Raw genomic sequence first — 20541 nt, 5'->3', positions numbered from 1 at the left:
CACGATTCCTGCGGGTCGCTGCCTGCGAAGCAGTCCGGATACGCTGGGTTCCGTGCCTCCCGCCCGATCCGCGACCGGTTCCGCGACGCCGCGCTGGATCGTCCGGCTCGTCGTCGTCACGGCGCTGGTCGGCGTCGGGGCGGGCATCGGCGGCGGCCTCGTCTCCCTGGGCCTGCACGCCCTCCAGCACTTCGCCTTCGGCTACTCCGAAGGCGACTTCTTCGAGGGGCTGCTGAACGCGCCCCCGGTCAACCGGGTCGTGGCGCTCGCCGTCGCCGGAGTCGTGGGCGCCGTCGGCTGGTGGGCTCTCCGCCGCTGGGGGCAGCGGTCACCGGCCCACGCGGTGGTCTCCGTGGAGCAGTCGGTGAACGGCCGCAGAATGCCGCCGGTCGTGACGCTCCTGAACGCGGGGCTGCAGGTGGTCATCGTCGGCCTCGGCGCCTCCATCGGCCGGGAGGTCGCGCCGCGGGAGGTCGGAGCGCTCTGGGCGGGATGGCTCGCCGAGCGGGCGGGACTCTCGGCGCGCGAGCGGCGCATCCTCGTCGCGTGCGGCGCCGGGGCGGGGCTCGCGGCCGTCTACAACGTCCCCTTCGGCGGAGCGGTCTTCGCCGTCGAGATCCTGCTGGCCGAGATCAGCTTCGCCACGGTGCTGCCCGCCTTCGCGGCCTCAGCGATCGCGGCGCTCGTCGCGCGCATCTGGGTGCCGGCGAACCCGCTGTACGTCCTTCCCGAGCTGCACCTGAGCCCGACGATCGTGGTCTGGTCCGTGCTCGCCGGGCCGCTGATCGGATGCGCGGCGGTCGGTTTCGTGCGTGCCGCGCGCTTCGCCCAGGCTCACCGCCCGCGCTCGTGGGGCATCCTCATCGTGATGCCGCTGACGTTCCTCGCGGTCGGGGTGGCGGCGCTCTGGCTGCCCGCAATCCTCGGCAACGGGCGTGCGCTCGGCCAGCTCGCGTTCGCGGCGGCGCTGCCGGTGCTGCTCATCCTGCTCACCACCGTCGTCAAGGCGGCGGCGACCCTCGGCACGATCGGCGCGGGGGCGGCGGGCGGCACGCTGACCCCGTCTCTGGCCATCGGCGCCGGACTGGGGCTCGCGGGCGGCGCCGCGTGGAACCTCCTCTGGCCGGGCGCCGAGCTGCCGGCCTTCGCGCTGATCGCCGCCGCCGCCTTCCTCGCCGTCACGATGCGCGCCCCGGTGACGGGCCTGTTGCTGACGATGGAGTTCACCGGCCAGGGTCCCGACCTCCTCGTCCCGGTGATGCTGTGCATCGCCGGGGCGGTCGCCGTCGGCTACGTGCTGGAGCGGACGCGGGTGACCGGCGTGGCGTGACGCCCTCAGCGCAGGTGCGTGTGGCGCGTCGGTAGCCCCCGATACGATCCCGGAGTGATCTCCACCGTCGCCGTCTCCGGCTACCGCTCGCTGCGCGACCTCGTCATCCCGCTCGGGCGCCTGACCGTGGTGACCGGTGCGAACGGGGCGGGCAAGTCGTCGCTCTACCGGGCGCTGCGGCTGCTGGCGGCCTGCGGGCGGGATGCGGTGGTCGTCGCGGTCGCGCGCGAGGGCGGACTCGACTCCACCCTGTGGGCCGGTCCGGAGCGGCTCGGGCGGGCGATGCTCCAAGGCGACGTGCCCGTCCAGGGAACGGTCCGTCGTGATCCGGTCGCGCTGCGGCTGGGCGTTCTTGGTCACGAAGCAACCTGACTCCCCGAGCGCCTACGGTGCCGGTGCCTCCGACGACAACGATCCTGGACATGCTCTGACTCCTCGCTGTCAGTAGGTCGGGTGAGCCGCGGCTTCCGTCTGACGCACAGCGATGCGCCGGTCGCGCGCAATCGTGACGAGGATGATCGCGATGCCGAGCAGGGCGACCGATGCGTTCGCGGCGGTGAGAGCGATGGCCTCACCGACAGTGGCGCCTTCGAGATGTGCGATGTGGAAGAAGAAGTGCGGCACGGCGAAGATCGAGTAGGCCAGCGCTGCGGGGATCACGAAGTGTGCCTTCGGCTTGAAGAAGGCGATGCCGAGCAGGAGCGCGATGCCGAGGGTCGCGCCGCCGAAGTCTCGGGCGTAGTGCTCGCTGAACGGCGGGGTCAGGTCGACGGTCGGGAAGTAGCGGTAGAAGGTCTCCGGTGAGATCGCGTTCCACGCGCCGACCACGAACTCGTCGAGGAACAAGATCGCGAGTCCGATTCGGATGAAGACGGTCATTGGGGGTTTCTCCTTCGATCTGGGCGGCACGGTCAGTACGCCCGCGCTCCGCGCCGTGCTCGGGTGTCACTGGATATGACCGCGTATGGGGTCCTTTCGTGAGGACGCTGCCGCAAGACCTCACATCGCGAGGCGCTGCCCGGTCGTGACTGATGAGACCGGCAGACGAAGCCACACGAAGGAAGCCAGATGCACACCGCGGAGCGATCAAGCCACAGACACTCTCGATGGGGACGTGCTGGTGCTGTCGTGCTGTCTCTCGTGCTGATCTTCCTGTCGCCCGCGCAGCGTGCTTCGGCGCATAGCCCGCTGGAGTCGAGCACCCCCGAGGCGGGGGCGAGCATCGCGACGATGCCGGCGCAGATTGACCTGACTTTCGGAGCAGCCGTGCAGGAGTCCGGTGCGACCGTCGTCCTGGCCGACGAGCACGGGGGCGACTGGACGGCGGGGGCCGCGGTCGTGGAGCACGGGACGGTCGTTTCCGCCACAGTGAAGCCCGATGCCCCGGATGGCCGGTACGAGATTCGATGGAGTGTCGTCTCCTTCGACGGCGCGCCGATGTCGGGTGTCCTCAGGTTCACCCTTGGGACCGCGGTCGCGGACACCAATCCTCTCGACACGGTACTGACGGCCACGGATGCGTCCTGGGCGCTCGTGGGCGCGTTCGTCGTCGTCGGCGTACCGCTGGTCTACATGGCCTACGGGCTCATCACGGTCTACGGACGTCACGAAAAGAAGGCCGCTATAGGCCAGAAGGAGATACACCATGAATAACACCGAGCGCCGACTGGCGACCGCCGTCCTGGTGATCGGCACCGGCGGGTCGGGGCTTCGGGCCGCGATCGAGCTCGCGGAGACCGGCGTCGATGTGATCGCAGTCGGCAAACGCCCTCGCCTGGACGCGCACACCTCCCTCGCAGCCGGCGGCATCAATGCCGCTCTCGGCACGATTGACCCGGCCGACACCTGGCAGCAGCATGCCGCCGACACGATCACAGAGAGCTACTTCCTCGCCAACCCGTACACCGTCGAGGTCGTCACCCGCGGCGCGGAGGAAGGCATCCGCGATCTCGAACGGTACGGGATGGCCTTCGCGCGCGAGACGGACGGGCGCATCTCGCAACGCTTCTTCGGTGCCCACACCTGGCGGCGCACCGCGCTCGCTGGCGACTACACCGGCCTGGAGATTCAGCGCGCGCTCGTCGCTCGCGTCGAGCAGCTTCGCGTGCCGATCTTCGAGGGCATCTACATCACGCGGCTTCTGGTCCGCGACAATGCGGTGTTCGGCGCCTATGGGTTCGATGTCGCCGACGGCACCCGCTACCTGATCCATGCCGACGCGGTGATCCTCGCCGCAGGCGGCGCGAGACCCGCGGATGCCACAACCGCAGCGACTACCCGGACCTCGACCCGTCGCTCCAGGTCAACCTCGTCTGGTCACCGACGAGCGGCGTGACCCGCGAAGCGATCCCGCCCGTTCCCGATGAGATCACCGAACTCATCCGAGACGTCTCCACAGTCGGGAAGCTCGTCGAGTAGACGCCCTGAGGCGAAAAGGTTCCCGTGACCACGCTCGCCTCACCATCAACGCGACAGCCCGTCGCACTCGCAAAAGGGACGACATCTGGTCGTCCAGAATGGAGCATCAGGAATGGCTGATTCTGCCCCCAACATCCGCCTGCTGGATCAGGCCAATCTGGGTCAGGGTTTCGGCCCGTCGCACGTCATGACGGTGACCATCGAGCTCGAACCCGGTTCGGCCGGCTCGCCGCCACACCGGCATTCCGGTCCGGTTTTCGGCTATCTCATCGAGGGCGAACTCGTCTTCGAGCTGGAGGGCGAAGCGGAGCGCGTCATCCGCGCCGGAGAGGCGTTCTGGGAGCCTGGCGGCGACGTCATCCACTACCAGGCTGCCAACAACCTCACCGACGCCCGCACCGTCTTCGTTGCCGTGATGGTCTGCGCGCCGGATCAGGAAATGCTCACCTTCGTGAGCGACGAGGAGCTGGCCGAGCGGGCGCACCTGCGTCATCCGCGTCCGGCGGTGTGACAGACAAGGAGGGCGGGAGCACGGCTCAGTCGTGCTCCCGCCCTCCTTCGCGTCAAACCCGAGGAAAGCCCTCGCGCCAGGTCGGGTACATCGGGCTCCAGCCGGCGGCGCGGGCCTTCGTGTTGGAGGCCCCTCGACCCAAAGGGGAACCTGCCGGCAGGTCCGCGACCGTCGGCGCGGGGGCACCGAGCCCGGCGGCGTATGAGGGAAGCCACTCGGTAGCGGGCGCCGGCTCGTCGTCGACGATGTTGTACGCCCCATCGGGCCATTCGATGGCCTGAACGGTCGCGGTGATCACATCGTCGATGTGAACGAACGAGGTGATCGCCGGCGTGGCGGGGACAAGCCCGGCTGTGACAGCGTTCGCCATGCGGGCGCCCGGCGCGTACCAGGTGTCGGGCCCGTAGAGCATGCCGTAGCGGAGCACCGTCGCGTGGGGAAGGCGACACACGAGGTCTTCCATCACCTCGATCGGTGAGCCGGCCTGGACCGGGTCGTCCTCGACGGCCGGCGCATTGCCTTCTTCATAGGCCCACGCGATGCTCTGGACCATCATGCGGCCCACATCCGCGGCTTGCGCTGCGGCGACCAGGTTCGCGGTGCCGGCCCGTCGGAGCCGGGCGTTGGCCTCGGTGTCGAAGTCGCTCAGGTCGGTCAGCTCGTGCAGGATGAGATCGGGCGCGGCGTCCGCCATGGCGGCTGTCAGATGCGGGGCGTCGTAGACGTCGACCACGACGGGGCGGGCGCCTCGATCTCTGAGGTAGTCGATGTTCTCCGCGCGACGCGTCGTCGCAGTGATGTCGTGTCCCGCCTCGGCAAGCGCCGGGATCAGTCGGATTCCGATGACGCCGGAGCCACCGGCGAGGAAGATGCGCATTGGTCGTCCTTTCTAGAGGGTCTCGTTGAGTCAGCGGCTCTGCGTGGCGAGCCATTCATCGAAGGTCTGCCGTCCACGACGCGTCCCCGCCTTCGGCAGCAGAGAACCGTCCCGCATGCCACGACCCCAGGCTCCGGGGATCGAGAGCTCGATGACGGGCCGGCGCTGGCCGGTCGCGGCAAGGTATCGCCGTACCAGGTCGGACATCTTCTCCTCCTGCGGCCCCGCGAGCTCGGGTTCGATCCCGCGAGGATCACCGGAGGCGATGGCCACGAGCTCGGCAGCGACCTCAGTGGCCGCGACCGGCTGCGACCGCATCTGCGGCACACCCTGGAACGGGCCGAGTTTGCCGTGGCCGACGAGCTGCCTGGCGAACTCGTGGAACTGTGTCGTACGCAGCAGCGACCAGCCATCCGGCTCTGCTCGCAGTATTTCCTCCTGGGCGGCCTTGCCCGCGTAGTAGTTGGCGTTGACCTTTGCGGCGCCAATGATGGAGATCGCGACGTGATGGGGTACGCCCGCCGCACGTTCGGCGGCGAGCAGATTCCGCGTCACGGTCGTGAAGAACTCGATGGACGCCTTCGTGGAGGTGCTGCTCGTCGCGGACGCGTCGATGATCGCGGATGCGCCCCGAAGTGCTTCCGTGAGTCCGACGCCGCTGATGAGGTCGACACCTGTCTCTCGGCTGATCGACACCGGCTCGTGGCCCGCGGCGCGAACCGCCTCGACGACCTGTGTTCCCAGGGAGCCGGTCGCACCGGCGACGACGATCTTCATCGTGTCACCTCCCAGACCTCGGCGTGATTCGGGATCGGGAGATGATGGGAGTGAGGTTTTCCGTTCATACCCTCCACGACAGCGCAGGCGGCCCGGATGTGAGGTTCTGCCTCACAGATCGGTCGGTAGCCCGGTCAGATAGTCGAAAGGAGGACGTGATGACCCCCGAAGAACGTGAGGCGCTCCATGCTGAGGTGTTGGGCGAGCGACGACACCTGGTCTCCCTCGCATTCCGGATGCTCGGCACCGTCGCCGAGGCCGAAGACGCGGTGCAGGAGACGTACATCCGGTGGTACCGGCTCAGTCAGGAGGAGCGCGATGCGATCGAGGTGCCACGAGCCTGGTTGACCCGCGTCGCCAGCCGCGTCTGCCTGAACATCCTCGATTCCGCACGCCGCAGGCGTGAGCGATACGTCGGTCCGTGGCTTCCAGAGCCGGTCCCGGCATACGCGTTCCCTGCTGTGACGGATGCCGCCGTGGACCCGCTCGAACGTGTCACCCTCGACGAGTCGATCAGCACCGCTCTGCTCGTCGTACTGGAAGCAATGACACCCGCGGAACGGGTCTCGTTCGTCCTGCACGACGTGTTCGCAATGCCCTTCGACGAGATCGCCGAGATCGTCGGACGCACCCCTGCGGCGTGTCGGCAGCTCGCGACCTCGGCTCGTCGGCGTGTGCAACAGAGCCGCCGCCGCCGCGCGTCCCGTGCTGAGCACGACGAGATCGTGCGAGCGTTCGCCGATGCGGCACGGACAGGCGACATCGCCAGTCTCATCACCGTCCTCGACCCGGACGTGGTACTCCGCTCCGATGGCGGCGGCATCGTCACCGCGGCCCGCAACCCGGTCTTCGGCGCGGACAAGGTGGCTCGATTCCTGTTCGGCGCGCTGCGGAAGAACCCGAACGCCGCGGTTCTGGACCAAGAGACCCCCGACGGGCTCGGGTTCGCACTCTGGGACGAAGGCCGCATCATCGGCGTCGTCACCCTCGACGTCGTTGCCGGCCTCGTGACCGACGTCCGTCTGATGATGAACCCGGACAAGCTCACGCTCTGGAACTGAACCTCACATCTCCTCCGTGTATCCGGTCCTGTTCATCGACGGCGCCTCTCCGCGCGCCGCGATTGGAGACAGCGCGTGGCTACGACGCACACCGCGAGCATCGCGAATCAGGACCAGGACTATCGGCGCATCGGCATCAGCCGAGACGAGATCACTCCCTGGGAGGACGGCGCTCGTACCGACGGCCGCAGCGGAACCTACGAGTGGTGGTACTTCGACGCCCATCTCGACAATGGCGCGAAGCTCGTCGTGATCTTCATGACGAAGGACCTCTCCGCACCCAAGCGCCCCCTCAGTCCCATGATCCGCATGAACCTCGACCTACCGGACGGACGCAGCCTGAACTTCATCCGCGACTACCCGGCGGACTCGTTCTCAGCGGCCACAGACCACGCCGACGTGCGGATCGGCGAGAACCGCTTCACCGGCGACCTGACCCACTACGAGATCGACGCGGAGGTCGACGACGTGAAGGTTCATGTCACCCTCGACGCGCAGATACGACCCTGGCGTCCAGAGACCGGATACCTCGTGTTCGGTGAGAAGCGCGACCTGGAGTTCTCCTGGTTGCCCGCCGTACCGCAAGGCGCAGTCCAAGGCTCATACGAGGTCGGCGGGGTCCGCACCGAGGTGACGGGCGTCGGATATCACGACCACAACTGGGGCAACGTCGGGATGATGTCGATCATCCACGACTGGTACTGGGCGCGCGGCCAGGCCGGCCCTTACGCCGTCATCGCCTCGTACATCACCGCGCACGAGAAGTACGGCTACGATCCGATCCCGATCTTCATGCTCGCCCGCGAGGGTCAGATCGTGGCCGACGACGCACGGTTCGTGCGTTTCCTCGCGAAAGACGCCCACACGGACCCGAAGACGGGCAAGCCCGTTGCGAACGTCACGTCGTACTACTACGACGACGGGACTGATCGGTATGTCGTGACGTTCAAGCGCGAGCGCGACCTCGTTGCCAACACCTTCGTCGAGCAGATGGGGGGCCTCCGAAAGCTCGCCGCACGACTCATCCGCTTCGACGGCGCCTACCTGCGCTTCGTCGGGCAGCTCACCATCGAACGATGGTCAGGCGCGAAACTCGTGGAGTCGTTCACCGACGACGCGATCTGGGAGCTCATGTACTTCGGGCATGCTCGCACCGACGAGCGGTCTCCGGTTCGCCCCGCTTGAAAATGCTGCGTCGAACCCATACCGCGCGCGACTTTTACGAAGCGCCACAGTCCGTGCCACGGGGCGGTCGCCGTCGGCTACGTGCTGGAGCGGACGCGGGTGACCGGGGTCGCGTGAGGGGCGTCCCGGTACCGTTGCTCCATGGACGCCGTCTCCGCCATCGACGTACTCGTGTTCTCCGCGGAGTTCGCCTGCTGCGGCACGCCCTTCGCAGCAGGCGAGGAGGTGACCCTCACGGTCCGCGCTCTCACCCAGGATTCGCCTGCCCAGGACGGCGTGCCCACGTATGCGCACGAGCTCCATCCGCATGACGACCGTGTCCCTCTCGCCGATGTCACCGGGCGCGTCGAGCGGATCGTCGCGTCGTACGAGCGGATGGTCCCGGTCCCCGGCGCTCACTACCGCACCAACGATCCCGACGATCGGATCGAACGCGACGTCGACCGGGTGCCGACCGAGGACCATCCGGCGGGCTATGGCGGCCCGGACTACCGGGTGCGCCTGCGCATCCCCTCCGGAACGCTCCTTCCCGATCCGGCTCCCGAGGTCGAGCTGTCGCCCACGCTCGACATCGATGGCCCGCCGCCGCCGCGGATGCTGCCCCTGCTGACGAAGCTGATCACGGACGTAGCGTCCGAGTTCGGAGACGCCGTGGACGTGCTCCGCGGCCGCGACGACGCCTCCGTCACGCTGCAGCCGCGCCGCGAGGGGGCAGCCGCTGTGCGGTGGAACGCCGACCTCGATCAGCTCACGGCGGAGATCGAGTACGCGGAGTGGGCGCTGACCGACGACGAATCGGGCATCGCCGTCCTCCGCGACCTCGTCGCCGCGGCCGCGGCCGGGCGGTTCGCTGAGACGGTGGAGGGCTGGACGATCACCTCCATCGCGACGGCGGCCGAGGGGCGCGTGTACGAGGCGAGGACATCGGTCTCGCGCTTTCCCCTCGGCGGCACCGTGGTCGTGGTGGGAGGGTCCGCCCTCGAGCGTGTGGAGCGCGCCCGGTCCGGCGATCCTTTCGTTCCGTGGGTCGACGCGGTCTGACCTCACTGTGCGGGCGCTGGTGACCGCGTCGGTAGCCCCCGATACGATCCCGGAGTGATCTCCACCGTCGCCGTCTCCGGCTACCGCTCGCTGCGCGACCTCGTCGTCCCGCTCGGGCGCCTGACCGTGGTGACCGGTGCGAACGGGGCGGGCAAGTCTTCGCTCTACCGGGCGCTGCGGCTGCTGGCGGCCTGCGGGCGGGATGCGGTGGTCGTCGCGGTCGCGCGCGAGGGCGGACTCGACTCCACCCTGTGGGCCGGTCCGGAGCGGCTCGGGCGGGCGATGCTCCAGGGCGACGCGCCCGTCCAGGGAACGGTCCGTCGTGATCCGGTCGCGCTGCGGTTGGGCGTTCAGCTCGACGACGGCGGCATGGGACTCGGCTACGCCCTCGACCTCGGGCTGCCGCAGCCGAGCACGGACACCGCGTTCGGCCGCGATCCCGAGCTGAAGCTGGAGACCGTGTGGACGGGCCCGGCGCCTCGACCGTCGAGTCTGGCGGCCGAGCGACGCGGCGGCCATGTCCGCGTCCGCGGTGACGAGGGCGACTGGACGGAGCTGGGCACGTCTCTGCGCACGTTCGAGAGCATCCTCACCGAGGTCGTCGATCCCGTTCGCGCCCCCGAGGTGCTGAGAGTGCGCGAGAACCTGCGCGCGTGGCGCTTCTACGACCACTTCCGCACCGACACGGCGGCCCCTGCGCGGCTTCCGCAGCTCGGAACCCGCACGCCGGTGCTCGCCGCCGACGGGACGGACGTGGCCGCGGCCATCCAGACCATCCGGGAGTCGGGCGGGGGCGACCCCTTCGATGCGGCGGTGGATGCGGCCTTCCCCGGCAGCCGGGTCGAGATCGTGGTCGACGGCGCCCAGTTCTCGGTGGCCGTCCGGCAGCCCGGCCTTCTCCGTCCGCTCGCGGGCGCAGAGCTGTCGGACGGCACGCTGCGCTTCCTGCTCTGGGCGGCCGCTCTGCTGTCGCCGCGTCCGCCGCAGCTGCTCGTCGTCAACGAGCCCGAGACGAGCCTGCACCCCGACCTGCTCCCCGCGCTCGGCTCCCTGATCGTCGCCGCGTCGGCCAACGCGCAGCTCGTGGTCGTCACGCACTCGCACGAGCTGCAGGATGCGATCCAGCGCTCGGCGGCCGACCGCGATGTCGCCGACGATCTGCGTCACATCGAGCTGCAGAAGCAGCTCGGGGAGACGCTCGTGCGCGGCCAGGAGGGCCTCCTCGACCGTCCCACCTGGCACTGGCCCACCCGCTGAGTGCTCGCCGCGTGCTCCGGTGTAGATTTTGGCGTGTGAGCTACCCGGCCCGGCGGCAACGATGGGACCGCACGGTCGCGCGCCTGCTGACGGGACGGCGCCTGGCGGTCAGCCCGTGAAAGAGAGCCGAGCGCCGGGCATCGTGCAGCCTGGCGGATGGCTGGTGGGTGTCACGATGCCCGCGCGGCCGGTGAGCACGTGGGGGATGGCCTGGCGGCTGACCGCACGGTGGTCGGCAACCCTGGTCATGTCCGCCTTCCTCGGCGCCGCCATCTGGTCCGTCGCGGCGACGCCGTCGCCCCAGCGCTGGCTCGTGCTGCTCGCGGTCGTCGGAAGCTGGCTCTACAGCGTCCTGATGACCATCGTCCTCACCGCGGTGCTAGTGCGAGCTCCCCGAGCGCCGCGCCGAGGGTGAACGCGTTGTCTGTAGGGACTTCTCCACGGCGGGATAACGTCCCCCTCCGGTCAAGCCCCCGAACTGGGGCATACCACGATGGTCCATACAGTTCGATGAGAATTGATTAGGAATTCGCCGGGCGGCTAGGGCGTGGCTTGGCCGCCGGGGCGGCCAGTGTCTCGGGGGGATTATTCGTGAAGTTGTTTTCTGCTGCCGGTTCATACCGGTTGCCCGCTTTTCTGCTCGCCGCGGGCCTGTGCCTTGCATTCGGGGCCGGGTCGCTCGCCGCCCCACAGCCGGCACAAGCCATGGACAGCGCGCCGGCCGCTGAAGCGCCTGCCGACTCTCAGCAGGCCGAGTCCGAGGCGGCGGCACGTGAAGTGGCCGCAACCCACAACCACGATGTCGTCGTCGCAGACCAGTCATCGCCGAACGTCCTCGTCAAGGCACGCCCTGACGGGTACATGGAGGCCGTGAGCAGTCAGGTGCCCGAACAGGCGGAAGTCGACGGCGTCTGGACTGCCGTGGATACGACACTTGTTGAGAAGGAAAGCGGCTACGAACCGAAGGTCGCTGCCGTCCCGGTGCGAATCGGCAAAGGCGGTTCCGCGCTCATCGTCTCTGTGAAGTCGGAGTCGGGCGACTGGGTCAGTGAGAGCTGGCCGTACGGCGATCTTCCCGTGCCGACCGTGAGCAAGAGCGTCGCCGTGTTCGCGAATGTCCTGCCGGACGTCGACCTGCGGGTGACCGCGACGAAGGCCGGTATGCGTGAAGTCCTGGTCGTGAAGACGGCGGATGCGGCAGCGGACCCGCGGCTGGACGAGGTTCGCCTGACGATCAAGGGCGCCCGGCTGGTGATGGCGACCGAGACGGACACCATGCAGGCCCACACCGGGACGGGGGACCCCGTGGTCGCCGCGACGCCGCTGTGGTGGGATTCGTCACACGAAAGCGCCAGCGCGGAGTCCGCGGGGGCTGTCGAGCCGAAAGCCGTCGAGGCGACAGTGGACGGCTCGCAGTCGGTGCTGGACGTCGGAGCCGTGACTGACGGGGACGTCACGTATCCGCTGTACGTCGACCCGGACTGGAGCGCATACCTGCAGTACGACTGGTATACAGACCGGGCCTACCCGAACCAGGCGTACTTGAATCCCCCGGAGAACAGCGTCGGGTACGGCATCCAAAACGGGGTCGGCTATCTGTCGCGCGCCTTCTACCGGTTCGATACGACATTCCTCGCTGGGAAATCTGTCTCGAGCGCTCATTTCGATGTCGTGCAGAACTGGGCCAACAGCTGCGCGAGCACGTGGACCCAACTCTGGCAGTACGGTGGCTCGGCTGTGGGCTTCACCTGGAACACTGACCCCGGACTGTGGGTGCGTGCGATCGATGCCCAGGCATACAACAACGGCGGTCCGTGCAGCCCCAACCCGGCGTGGGTCGGGTTCTCCGCCACTCCCACCGCGCAGGACGCCGCGATCTACTCGGCTCCGTTCATCGTGTTGGCGCTCAGGACCGCGGACGAAGGGAATTCGTTGTCCCGGAAGCACTTCCGCTGGGATGCAAAACTCACGGTCACCTATAACTCCCGGCCGAATCAGCCGGTGAATCCCGCAATGACCGCGCCGTCTCGAGGCTGCAGCACCGATCCGAACAATCCCTCCTACGTGTATGGGAAAGCGAAGATCACGATGAAGGTGAACGTCACCGACCCGGACACCGATCAGCCGACGGCCGCCAACTTCTTCCTCAAGAGGATCTCGACCGGTGCCGTGAAGACCACCCCGACGTCCTTCCAGGCTCAGGGCGCGAACTTGACCTACACGATCGATCCGGCCTCCACGACGCTGAGCGCTGTGGAGAAGCTCATCGACGGCGAGAAATACGCGTGGTCGGCGAGAGGAAGCGACAACATCCAGGACTCCGCGACAGATTCTCCGTGGTGCTATTTCGTCGTCGACTCGAGCGCGCCGGCACTACCGACGGTCTCCATCGATACGTCAGGGGGTGCCCAGATCGGATCGCCTCTGACGGCGACGATCACGCCGGCACCTGGTGAGCAGATCGCCGGATATCAACTCTGGTGGACGGACACCGCGAAGACGAGTTCCAGCCCGGCGGCGCCGGTCACCTCGTACACGACCGAGTTGCCGGGGTGCGCCGCAGGAGTGGTAGGGACAGTGCGCGTGATCTGCGCCTCCGCTTCCGGAGGAGCAACCGTCACCGTTGCGCCGATCGCGAATCCCTCGACGCTGTGGGTGGCCGCGTACGACAAAGCCGGCAACGTCTCGTTCGATGCGTCAACGAACTCCTCTGCGGCAGGCGCGCAGGTGGACACGACCCTGCCGCTGGATCTGTCCAGTGGCCACCTGTGGAAGGCGGACACGGATCCACCAGTCGGGTTTTCTGATGTGATCGGGACGGCCTCTGTCACGATGGGGAGCTTCAACGGGTGGGGAAATGATGCCGGCGAGAACGACCCTCAGTTGACGTCGGTCGGGCTGACCGCCCTGAATCGATACATCAAGCCGGGAGTCGGGCACGCCACCGAGGTCGACGGGGGGCAGGTGCCCGGATACACGCTCGAATTTACGCTCGGGCACGTCGCCCGATACGGTGCGGGGAGCAAACAACCCGTGAACTCGCAAGTGCTCTATGCGTGCAAGTACGGCGTGGGCAACATGCTCTCCACGTCCGCCACCTGCGAGGGGACGGGGCTCACGGGGCGCCCGATCGGGTACGACTGGAAGACCGCGGCGGACGTTCCGTCGGGGTATCAGGCTCGGGAGATCTTCCGTTGCCGGATCGGGACGGACTACTTCGTGAGCGTCGTTCCGGCCTGTGAGGGTGGCGCAGCCGTCGAAGGAAGCCGGGGCTTCGTCGCGGTCTACGTCCCCACCACCACGGCGGCAGGCGTGGTGGACACCACCAAATCGTTCACGGTCTCGGCCCGGGTGAAGGCAAACGGTGGAAGCGAAGCCCAGACGATCGTCTCGGCCAGCGGGGCTGCCAACGCCGGGTTCTATCTCCAGAACTCGGGCGGCTATTGGCAGTTCTGTGTCCGCTCTCAGGGCGCGACACTCATGACAGCGTGCGCAAAGGGTGCGGCGATTCCGGCGACGCCCCGGTTCGTGACCGTATCCGGCGTGTGGGATGCGATCAACAAGCAGGTCATGCTGGTCGTTCACGACGAGGACCTCACTGAGGCGACCACGACCACTTACACCCCACCGGCCGACGACAAGGCGGCCACGGGCGCGGTGGTGTTCGGGGCCGCCGGCTCGGGATCCACACCGTTGCAGATCCTCGACGGGCAGATCGCAGACGTGTCTCTCTATCCGGTGGCGTTGCCACGGACCGCGCTGTCCCAAGTCCCCGTCCCCGCTCCCTGACACGCTGCAACGAAACTGAGGATTCGACGTGACATTCTCCACTTGGTTAACTCGCAGCTCGGCGCTCGGCGGCCTCGTCATCGCCACGCTGGTCGCAGCCACCCTGCAGGGCGCGCCTTCCTCCGCCGCTGAGGCGCCGACACCTCCGGCGTGGGCGAAGGTCGTGCCCGGCTCTGCCGCGAAAGAGCACGTCGGCAAGGGCGGCACACCCCCGGAGTCGGCTGCGATCTCCACCGCCCCCGCGCCAACCGGCGACTATCAGGTCGATATCGACGGCGGGGCGAAGGGCGAGTCGATCGCGGTCGACGACACGGCCGGTCGATCCGCCGTCGTCGTCGACGGGAAGTGGCATCCGGTCGGCGACACCGGACTCACGGTCGCCAGCGCCGGAGACACCCAGTCCGCGCCGGATGCGCGCAAGCAGCTCGAAGCTTCCAAGAAGGGGACCGCGAAGGCCGAGGCCAAAGACCGGGCCGAGAAGGTCTCTGTGAAGTTCCTCCCGTCCGCGAGTGCCGAGAAGCTCGGCGCGGCCGGCCCGATCGTGCAACTGAGCCGCGCCGACGGTTCTGCGACCGAGGCGGCGATCGGGGTTCGGATTCCGACGAAGGTTCTGGCTGCGGCGTATGGCGCGGACTTCGCCTCCCGCGCCCACTGGGTTCAGCTCGACGGGACGGCGCTGCCCAAGTCCGGGAAGGACCTGCGGAAGAAGGCCACCTCTGTTCCGTCGGAAGTGGATTCCGAGTCCGGAACCGTGACAGCGGCCCCGACGATCGGTCGCGCACCAGTACTGATGATGGCCCTCGCCACCGCGACGGGCGCGTCCGGGACAGGGGATTTCACGGCTACGTCGCTCAAGCCATCGGCGGCATGGGATGTGTCAGCGCAAACCGGGACATTCAGCTGGAAGTATCCGCTGCGAATCCCGCCGGCGCCTGCCGGCCCGGCCCCCGACCTCGCGCTGTCGTACGACTCTCAGTCCGTCGATGGGCTCACGGGCTCGACCAACAACCAGCCATCCGCGATCGGTGAGGGCTGGTCCCTCGCCGGAAGCGGATTCATCGAGCGCTCCTATGTCGGCTGCGCGGTGGACGACGGCGCGTCGGGGCCTGTGAAGACCTCGGGTGATCTGTGCTTCAAGAACGCGAACGCCACCGTCTCCTTCGCAGGCCACTCCGGAGAGCTGATCCGGGTCGGTGCCACCAATCAGTACCGCCTCGCCGCCGACGACGGCACGCGTTTCACGGAGTACAAGGGAGCGCCGTGCGCCTCCAACGGCACCGCCGACACCGCCTGCTGGCAGATGGTCACTACTGACGGCACTCAGTACTTCTTCGGGCTGAACCAGCTCCCCGGATACGTCGCGGGGAAGCCGACCACCAATTCGGCCTGGACGGTGCCGGTGTTCGGCAACGACGCGGGCGAGCCGTGCCATGCCGACACCTTCGCGGCGTCGTCGTGCCAGCTGGCGTGGCGGTGGAACCTCGACTATGTCGTCGACGTGCATGGCAACGCAGAAGCGTATTACTACAACGCGCAGACGAACATGTACGCGAAGAACGGGTCGACGGCGACCGCCTATGTGCGCGGCGGTGAGCTCGAGCACATCGAATACGGCCTCAGCGCTTCCACCGTCTTCGGTGCCAACGCCGCGTCCGGCAAGGTGTTCTTCAGCTACGACAAGAACGGGCGCTGCTCCGACGGCAGCGGCGCACAGTGCACCACGCAGCCGGCCGCCGGCAACGCCGTCAAGCCGGCGAACGCCGCCTCCTATCCCGACATCCCGTTCGACCAGCTGTGCGCGTCCGGCACCTGCGCAGGCCTGGTCTCGCCGACATTCTGGACGACGTCGAAACTGTCGACGGTGAAGACGCAGGTCCTGTCGGCCGGCGCCTACAAGGACGTCGACTCGTGGGCGCTCAAGCAGTCCTTCCCTGCTCCGGGCGATGGGACGTCGCCTGCGCTGTGGCTGGACAGTGTCACCCACACCGGCTATTCCGGTACAGCCACCTTGACCGAGCCGACGGTGAGCTTCGGCGGCGCGGTCCTCCAGAACCGGGTCTGGGCCGTTGACGGCCTCGCGCCGCTGGACAAGTGGCGGATCGGATCCATCAAGACCGAGCTCGGCTCGACCGTCAGCGTCAACTACTCGGCCCAGGAGTGCGTGCCCGCCGACCGGGCAGCGATCTTCGCAGCACCGCAATCGAACATCAAACGCTGCTACCCGCAGTGGTGGTCGCCGTCGGTGACGCCCCCGCAGGCACCCCAGCAGGATCTGTTCCACAAGTACGTCGTCACCAGCGTCATCGACAACCCCAACACCGGGGGAGCCGGTGCGCCTGCCGTCGAGAAGTACTACGTCTACGGCACGCCCGCATGGCGGTACAACGATTCTCCGCTCGCTCCGGCGGAAAAGCGGACCTGGTCTATCTTCGCTGGTTTCGACACCACCGAAGTTCGCGTCGGACAGGCGACGAAGCCGTCCGAGCAGAACGTCACCAAGTACACCTTCTTCCGTGGATTGGATGGCGACAAAGCGTCACCCGCGGGCGGAGTGAAGTCCGTCCAGGTGGGTGGCGTCCCCGACTACCGCCCGTTCGCCGGAAAGGTCCGCGAACAGGTCGCCACTCTCGGCGTCGGGGGAGCAGTCCTCTCGACGACGACCACCACGCCGTGGGGGTCCGCACCGACCGCCAATGACGGTGTGCATTCTTCGTGGTACACCGGCGACTCTCAAGTCGTGGTGGTCGAGCCCGTATCGACCGGCGGGACTCGATCCACGACCACGACAACGAGTTACGACCCCACCTGGGGGCTGCCGACGAGCGTGCAGACCACCCACACGGACGCGCCGGCGACGTGCGTCACCACCACGTACGCGCCGGCGAACACCAGCCGCTACCTCATCGGAAGCGTGGCGGAATCTCTCACGACTGCAGGGACGTGTGACCAGGCAGCCACAGCGGAGGCCGACCGGCTCATCAGCGATGTGCGCACGAGCTATGACGGCCAAGCTGCAGGAGCGGCTCCGACGACCGGTGACCCGACCACGGTCGAAACCGTCACGTCGATGACCGGAACTTCGAAGACGTGGTCGACCATCGCCACGACCGGCTATGACGCGATGGGCCGGACTCTGCAGGTCACGGACGCCCTCAACCGGATCACCAAGACGGCGTACACGCCGGCCGGCACCGGCGGGCCGACGACCAAGGTGGTCGTCACCAACCCACTCGGCTGGACCTCCAGCACGGAGTTCGACCCCGCATGGGGCGCCGTGCTCAAAGCGACGGATGAGAACAGCAAGATCACGTCCGCCAGCTACGATGCCCTCGGCCGGCGCACGGGGGTGTGGCTTCCCAACAAGTCCCAGACGACCTATCCGAGTGCCCCGTCGACGAAATACACGTACAACCTGTCCCAGAGCCTCGCTTCGACGGTGGCCACCGAGTCCACCATCCCGGGCAGCACCATCACCGCCTACGACCTGTATGACGGTCTGGGCCGGATCGTGCAGCACCAGGCCAAGGCGGTACAGAGCGGGGGTGTGATGACCGACACCGCCTACGACTCCCAAGGCAGGGCGATTTCGAGCACATTGCCGTACTGGGCAACGGCCGCCCCGTCGAGCAGCCTGTTCATTCCGACCAGCATGGCGCAGGTGCCTTCCCGTACGGACACGGTCTACGACGCCGCCGGGCGCACAACCGCGTCGATCCTTTATGCGTACGGCAACGAGAGCTACCGCACCACCACCGCGTATCCCGGAGCCGATCGGGTGGACGTCACCCCGCCCGCGGGCGGTACCCCGGCCAGCACGATCACCAACTCGGCCGGTCAGAGGACAGCACTCACTCAGTACCAGGCTCCCACTCCGACCGGTAGCGGACTCACCACCTCTTACGCATACACGCCGGCGGGCAAGCTCGCCCGGATGACGGACCCGGCAGGAAACGCGTGGGCGTGGCAGTACGACCTGCAAGGCAACCAGATCGTCGCCGACGACCCCGACTCCGGCCACACCACCTCCACGTACGATCTCGCGGGAAACGTCCTCTCCACCACGGATGCTCGAGGTCAGGTTCTCGCGTACAAGTACGACGACCTCAACCGCAAGACCGAGAAGCGTTCCGGATCGCCTACCGGCCCTCTGCTGGCGTCGTGGACCTACGACACGGCGGCGAAGGGCAAGCCGGCGTCGGCAACCAGTTACACGGGCTCGACGGCGGCCGCTCCGGGACTCGCCTATGTGACGTCGACCGACGGCTACGACGACCTCTACAACCCGACGTCCACCACGGTGAAGATCCCGGCTGGAGCCCCGGCCTTCGGTGGCACCACGTACACGGTGACGATGACCTACAACAGCGCCGGTCTGCCGCAACAGCGCACTCTCCCGGCGATCGGAGGGCTGCCGCTTGAGCGCATCCGCATCGGGTACAACGGCATCGGCAGCGTCGACAACGTTCAGGGCGCGACCATGTACGGGGTCACCTCCTACAGTCCGACCGGTCAGCTGGCCGCAATCACGCGCGGCACCAGCGGCTACACGTTGAACACCACCTTCGGCTACGACCCGAGCACCGGGCAGCGCAATCAGGTTATCGACACGGCGTCTACGCCGACCGGCTCCGGCACCCAAGCGAACCGGCTCTACAAGCGCAACCCGGCCGGGGATGTCACGAGCATCCAAACAACGGGCCTCACCGGCACGGACACGCAGTGCTTCCGGTACGACGCCATGCGTGCACTCACCGAAGCGTGGACGCCCAGCACCACGGACTGTGCCGCCGATCCGACAGTGGCGGGACTCGGCGGAGCGGCGCCCTACTGGACCTCGTACGCGGTCGATGCGGCGACGGGAAACCGTACCTCTACGACCAGCCACGCGGCGGCGGGCGATAGCACCTCCATTTACAACTATCCGGCTGCCGGCCAGCCTCATCCGCATGCGGTCGCCGCGGTCTCGGGTGGGGCGTATTCATATGATGCGTCGGGAAACACACTCGTTCGGCCCGGCCAGGTTCTTGACTATGACGAAAGCGGCAAACCCGTCGCGATCACCGCCGCGGGAGTCAGCCAGTCAAACATTTATGATGCCGACGGCGAACTACTGTTGCGAACGGATCCGAATCAAGGCTCCACGTTGTTCCTCGAAGAGTCGGAGGTGAGTTCCGCGAGCGCATCGTCCGCCGTGACCGCAGGCCGTACCTACTCGATCGAAGGTATTCCGATCGCCGAACGGTCCACAAAAGCGAACACGTCAGGATCGACGCTTACCTGGCTCTCTGGCGACCTCAATCACACGCGCGATCTGGCGATCGACAGCGCTTCTGGCAAGGTGGTCCGTCGTTTCGCCGATCCCTATGGCTCGGAGCGCGGGCCGTCGGTCACCTGGGTCGACCAGCATGGGTACCTGAACAAGCCGAAATCCACCCTGACCGGCCTCATTCAACTTGGAGCTCGAGTTTACGACCCGGCGACCGGCAGGTTCCTGAGTGTCGATCCGGTCCTCGCCCCGGACAACCCGCTCCAAAACAACGCGTACGCCTACTCGGCAAATAGCCCGGTGACAAATAGCGATCCCGACGGGCGTTGCTATGTAGCAGGCGCCAAGGATGCTCTAAACATGAACAACAATTGTGGCGGAGGGAAAGGCGGAGCTGCTCCCCAAATCAGTGCTGGCGGGCAGGGGCAGCCCACAAACTACTTCCCGAAGTGGAACGCACCCGAGCGGGCCGAGGGACAGATTGCGGCTGCCGCTCGCAAAGCGAAGCAGCTCTCAACAAGTGGCGTGATATCGATCAACACTGACTTTCTGACTTACGGAAACAGCCCCTCGAAATTTGCCCAAGGCCAGATGGTCGACTGGGACGGGCTCACTGAGGCGACTCTGATTGGCCTGGATGTGGTGAGCATCTTTTGGATGGGCGGAGCGGCATGGAAGATTGTCCGGGTTGGTTCGAAGATCATCGAATTGGCGCGACTTACCGAGTCGAACCCTCCACTGAGTGTGCCCCACCCGACCGGTGACGGAGCAATTCCCACGGGAATCCGAGTCGGACCGGGAATGCCGAGCAAAAAGGGAGGTGGAACCATTTTCCCTGCTGGGCCGGTGGGACCGCTCTCCGATAGGGTGGTCTCCATTCGCATCATGCCGCCCGGAAGGAGCGGTCAAGTAGATTATCCAAATGGTTATGTCGCTTACTACAACGACATTGGTCAAAAGATCAATCCCTACACCGGGCAAACGGTCAAACCAAGTGACCCGTTCGCTCACATACAGCTAGGGGGTTGA

Annotated in this window: 13 protein-coding genes and 2 pseudogenes; 12 read left to right on the top strand and 3 right to left on the bottom strand. The window is 67.2% G+C overall.

Annotated features, from left to right (window positions below; all coding sequences use genetic code 11):
- Positions 1-52: 52 nt before the first annotated feature.
- Positions 53-1330 carry a chloride channel protein gene (locus BJ963_RS09275; RefSeq protein WP_343037250.1) on the top strand — a complete coding sequence of 426 codons (1278 nt, stop codon included), beginning with the start codon at positions 53-55 and terminating at the stop codon, positions 1328-1330.
- A 54-nt stretch (positions 1331-1384) separates the two neighbouring features.
- A pseudogene (locus BJ963_RS09270) lies at positions 1385-1693 on the top strand (AAA family ATPase); the annotation flags it as partial.
- 78 nt (positions 1694-1771) lie between these two features.
- Here BJ963_RS09270 and BJ963_RS09265 read toward each other — a convergent pair.
- Positions 1772-2209, bottom strand: a complete 438-nt coding sequence (locus BJ963_RS09265) for a hypothetical protein (protein ID WP_179456151.1) — start codon at positions 2207-2209, stop codon at positions 1772-1774.
- 261 nt (positions 2210-2470) lie between these two features.
- On the opposite strand from BJ963_RS09265, the gene BJ963_RS09260 reads away from it, so the two are divergent.
- The 3 genes and pseudogenes from BJ963_RS09260 (at position 2471) to BJ963_RS09250 (ending at position 4259) form a co-directional block, all read left to right on the top strand.
- A complete protein-coding gene (locus BJ963_RS09260; protein ID WP_179456149.1) occupies positions 2471-2983 on the top strand; it encodes a copper resistance protein CopC in 513 nt (170 codons plus the stop codon).
- Positions 2976-3659, top strand: a pseudogene (locus tag BJ963_RS09255) (FAD-binding protein); the annotation flags it as partial. The gene BJ963_RS09260 and the pseudogene BJ963_RS09255, both read left to right, overlap by 8 nt.
- Before the next feature lie 201 nt (positions 3660-3860).
- On the top strand, positions 3861-4259 hold the full coding sequence (locus BJ963_RS09250; RefSeq protein ID WP_179456147.1) for a cupin domain-containing protein: 399 nt from the start codon (positions 3861-3863) through the stop codon (positions 4257-4259).
- Between the two features lie 52 nt (positions 4260-4311).
- Here the strand turns inward: BJ963_RS09250 and BJ963_RS09245 are convergent, their stop codons facing one another.
- Entirely contained in the window at positions 4312-5136 is an 825-nt protein-coding gene (locus tag BJ963_RS09245; RefSeq protein WP_179456145.1) for an NAD-dependent epimerase/dehydratase family protein, read from the bottom strand.
- A gap of 30 nt (positions 5137-5166) precedes the next feature.
- Positions 5167-5913, bottom strand: coding sequence for an SDR family oxidoreductase (locus BJ963_RS09240; protein WP_179456143.1), 747 nt, complete (start codon positions 5911-5913; stop codon positions 5167-5169).
- Between the two features lie 158 nt (positions 5914-6071).
- On the opposite strand from BJ963_RS09240, the gene sigJ reads away from it, so the two are divergent.
- The 7 genes from sigJ to BJ963_RS19515 all read left to right on the top strand — a co-directional run bounded on the left by sigJ (position 6072) and on the right by BJ963_RS19515 (position 20541).
- Positions 6072-6974 carry an RNA polymerase sigma factor SigJ gene (sigJ, locus tag BJ963_RS09235; protein WP_179456141.1) on the top strand — a complete coding sequence of 301 codons (903 nt, stop codon included), beginning with the start codon at positions 6072-6074 and terminating at the stop codon, positions 6972-6974.
- Positions 6975-7049: 75 nt separating this feature from the next.
- A complete protein-coding gene (locus BJ963_RS09230) occupies positions 7050-8159 on the top strand; it encodes a lipocalin-like domain-containing protein (protein ID WP_179456139.1) in 1110 nt (369 codons plus the stop codon).
- A gap of 141 nt (positions 8160-8300) precedes the next feature.
- Positions 8301-9200: a DUF6578 domain-containing protein gene (locus BJ963_RS09225; protein WP_179456137.1), complete on the top strand. Its 900-nt coding sequence runs from the start codon at positions 8301-8303 to the stop codon at positions 9198-9200.
- A 54-nt stretch (positions 9201-9254) separates the two neighbouring features.
- On the top strand, positions 9255-10457 hold the full coding sequence (locus tag BJ963_RS09220) for an AAA family ATPase (RefSeq protein WP_179456135.1): 1203 nt from the start codon (positions 9255-9257) through the stop codon (positions 10455-10457).
- 115 nt (positions 10458-10572) lie between these two features.
- Positions 10573-10872, top strand: coding sequence for a hypothetical protein (locus BJ963_RS09215; RefSeq protein WP_246298020.1), 300 nt, complete (start codon positions 10573-10575; stop codon positions 10870-10872).
- Between the two features lie 176 nt (positions 10873-11048).
- Positions 11049-14246, top strand: a complete 3198-nt coding sequence (locus tag BJ963_RS09210; RefSeq protein WP_179456133.1) for a LamG-like jellyroll fold domain-containing protein — start codon at positions 11049-11051, stop codon at positions 14244-14246.
- 28 nt (positions 14247-14274) lie between these two features.
- Positions 14275-20541 carry an RHS repeat-associated core domain-containing protein gene (locus BJ963_RS19515; RefSeq protein ID WP_179456131.1) on the top strand — a complete coding sequence of 2089 codons (6267 nt, stop codon included), beginning with the start codon at positions 14275-14277 and terminating at the stop codon, positions 20539-20541.

It is taken from the genome of Leifsonia soli (assembly GCF_013408745.1).
GTDB classification, from domain to species: domain Bacteria; phylum Actinomycetota; class Actinomycetes; order Actinomycetales; family Microbacteriaceae; genus Leifsonia; species Leifsonia soli.
Note: the sequence above shows the minus strand (reverse complement) of the source record. Positions and strands in the feature narration are given on the sequence as shown.